Annotated in this window: 2 protein-coding genes; both read right to left on the reverse strand. The window is 48.0% G+C overall.

Annotated elements, in window-relative coordinates; genetic code table 11:
- Positions 1–323, reverse strand: a 323-nt coding sequence (locus IQ256_RS28665; RefSeq protein ID WP_193859090.1) for an MFS transporter, incomplete at its 3' end; no start/stop codon positions are given.
- Positions 324–328: 5 nt separating this feature from the next.
- Entirely contained in the window at positions 329–3,103 is a 2,775-nt protein-coding gene (locus tag IQ256_RS28670; protein WP_193859091.1) for a TonB-dependent siderophore receptor, read from the reverse strand.
- Between the last annotated feature and the right edge of the window lie 50 nt (positions 3,104–3,153).

Consider the following 3,153-nt stretch of genomic DNA (forward strand, 5'->3'; position numbering starts at 1 on the left):
ATAAGAGACAGGAGGGTTACTACTACATACAGATGCCAAAGCTGGAGCTGACCCTGCCAGAACAACAGACCCACCACAAGCGTTCCGGCAGCGGCAACGATATCGCCTAGTAGCATCAGCCGCTTGCGAGGAAACCGATCAACGATAACGCCAGCAAAAGGCGTGACGGCAATCCGAGGTAGCTGAGAGAAAAAAGTGACCAGCGCTAGCGTAGTGGCCGATCCCGTTTCTTGCCAGATCCAGATCATCAACGCAAACACCGTCATGTAGCTACCAATGGTAGAAACTAGCTGACCGATCCAAATTTTGGCAAAGGCCCTCATATTCTTTAAAACTCCCAGCTTACGGTGCCTATCACTGAAAAGGGTTCGCCTGGAAGAACTCTATTTTGGTCTCTTGCGCCCTCAAAGTAGCGAACGTTGAACAGATTTTGAAAATTTAGCTGAGCGTTGAACCCATTCCGGCGATAGAAAACAGCAGCATCCGTACGAGTATATGCGGGAATTACAAAGGGTTCTCGGAGATCTCCATTGCGATCGCTCACAAAAGAGATGCCTGTACCGATGCCCAGCCCTTCTAAAGCGCCGCCTTGAATCTCATAAGACGTCCACAGATTCGCCGAATTCCGAGGAGCATTTTGTAATCTTGTGCCTACCTCAAAATCGTTATCTTGACTGACGAGCGCATCTGTATAGGCGTAGTTGGCAATAATGTTCCATCCGGGCAGTGGCTCACCGATTAAGTCAAACTCTATGCCACTACTCTTCTGTTCACCTACTTGAACTAGGACACCAATATCGTTCGAATCTTCGGTCACGACACCCGATCTACGCAGATCATAGTAAGCCAACGTCATATTCAACCTGTCATCAAATAGATTTGCCTTAATACCCGTCTCAAACTGCTTTCCTCTTTCTGGAACAAAGATATCGCCACCTGCATTGCGACCAATGACAGGCAGAAATGACTCTACGTAGCTAGCGTATACAGAGACATTCTCTACTGGCTTGAGAACGACGCCTATCCTAGGACTAAATGCTGTGTCATAAGTAGAAATAGGATCGCGAGCACTAGGGTCCTGAAAGCGGGGCTCGTCATCTTGAAAGAACTGATCGGCTACATCAAATCGTCCACCAACTAGAAGAATGAGATAATCGGAAAAATCAAGCTGAAGCTGTCCATAAAACCCTAGTGTCTGACGACGAGTTACAGTATCTCCACGGAAAAGTACAGGGTCTGACGAAGTGTCAAAGAAGAATTCGTCATCTCTGTAGACAGGATCGTATATGTTAAAAGGTGGCAAATTAGGCACGTCTGGAGCGCGTCCACGTCCAAGCCGTACTAGAAGTACATCCGTAGAGTCCTCCTTAGAGAATTCAGCACCTAATAGTAAGGTTTGATCAATCCCGAGTAATTCATACTCCCCAACAATATTAGAGTTGAGCGTCAACGCTTCACGACTGCTAATGTTATTGAGATATGCTCTCGAATACAGTTGAAAATCGGGCTGTCCACCTACTTGCTCTCTGCCGTTTATGCCGACTACACTGTCTTGCGGAGTATCTTGAAATGATCCAAGAAATTCGTTTCTAAACTTCCAATTATCGTTAAAGTCGTACTCAAATCGGTAGCCCAGTCTCGCAATATTGGTTTCTGTATAGCTAAGATCTGGATTGCTAGGATTTGTTCTTAAATCCAAGGTGCCCGCTCTTTGAATACCTGGGGAATCTAGAGTTACGCGGTTCGGGTTATTAGGTTCTTCCAACCCTTGTGCTAAAGCATTCTCTGCAATGGTGTTTCCCTCGAATCCAATGGCGGGCACTGGCGGCAATCCTGTCGCCGTGCCGTAAGAGCGCCGAGAAAAGTATTCAACATCTACAATCAAACTGCTGCGTTCCGTATTCGCCAGTTGAAAAGAAGGCGCAACAAAAAACAGATCGCTCTCCTCAAAATCTCGAAAGCTACCCCGCTCTTGATAGGCCAGGTTCAACCGATAGCCTAACTGCCCCGCCTCATCTAGCGGCCCTGTCCAATCAAATTCTCCTCCATACAATTCAAAACTACCCGCCGAAGCGCCAAACTCATATCGTGGCTCTGTCAAAGGTTCTTCTGTCACTAAGTTAATCGTGCCGCTGAGGCTACCCGAGCCAAACAGCACCGAAGCAGGCCCTTTTAAGATTTCGATTCGCTCAATGTTATTTATGCCTGCGCCAATACGCAATGTATCGTCGCGCAGCCCATTACGCAAAATATTATTACTCTCAAAACCTCGAATAAGCGGCGTAGTCGCCTGCAAACCGGGAGAAGAACGCCCCGCATTAACGCCGCTTACATTCCGCAACGTATCTGCTAGCGACGTAGACCCTTGCTCTTCTATCACCGCCTCTGGAATTACCTGAATGCTTTGAGGCACATCGATCAAAGCCGTATTCGTACGTGTCCCGGTTGTCGCCTCTTGCACCCGAAAGCCATCTAATGGCTCGGCAGTGACGATAATGCGTAGATTGTTGCTTTCAAAGTCAATCTCTGTATCTGTCGCGCCAGGAATCAGCGTCACCACATCGAGCTGAAGTGCCTCTGACAGTCTCTCGAAATAGGCAACCGGGGGCGTTTCACTATCGCTGATCACGGTTAGCTGAATCTCGCTGCCGCGCTGCTCTACCCTCAAAGAGGCCACACCAGCAATAGGGTTTAGCTGCTGATAGCTGCCGTCAGCCGCTATAAAGCCATCTTCAGTATCGGCTAAAGACAGCGTTGCATTAGTAATGTCAACGGTTAGAGTAGTTCCCTCTTGAAATTGAAATACTTCAACTAGCTCTGGCTGATCAGTGATCAAAACAACCTTGAGCCCGTCTTCTATTTCAACTAGGCGAATACCCGTGATTTCAGCGCTAGGCTCGACTTCTAAATCGCCTCTAAGCTGGTCGAGTAGTGTAGACGGCTGAACCTCGGATTGAGTCTCGTCTTGAGCGGCGTCTATTTGGGCATAAACTGCGGCGGCTGGCATAGCTACTAGCAGTAGAGGAACCAGTAGCAGCGAAGTGGACAAGCTATCCCAACCATTCCACACACGCAAGGTGATCAGCTCTAAAAGTGATTTCATACTAAATTATTTTCTGTTTAGCTACCGTTGTCTGGGGCGCTGTCTAGGGC

The sequence above is a fragment of the cf. Phormidesmis sp. LEGE 11477 genome (genome assembly GCF_015207105.1).
In the GTDB taxonomy this organism is placed as follows: Bacteria; Cyanobacteriota; Cyanobacteriia; order Phormidesmidales; family Phormidesmidaceae; genus Phormidesmis.

What these genes read in the sequence shown, in the direction of transcription:
- IQ256_RS28670 (WP_193859091.1), bottom strand. Translation starts at nt 3,103, where the DNA reads ATGAAATCACTTTTAGAGCTGATCACCTTGCGTGTGTGGAATGGTTGG.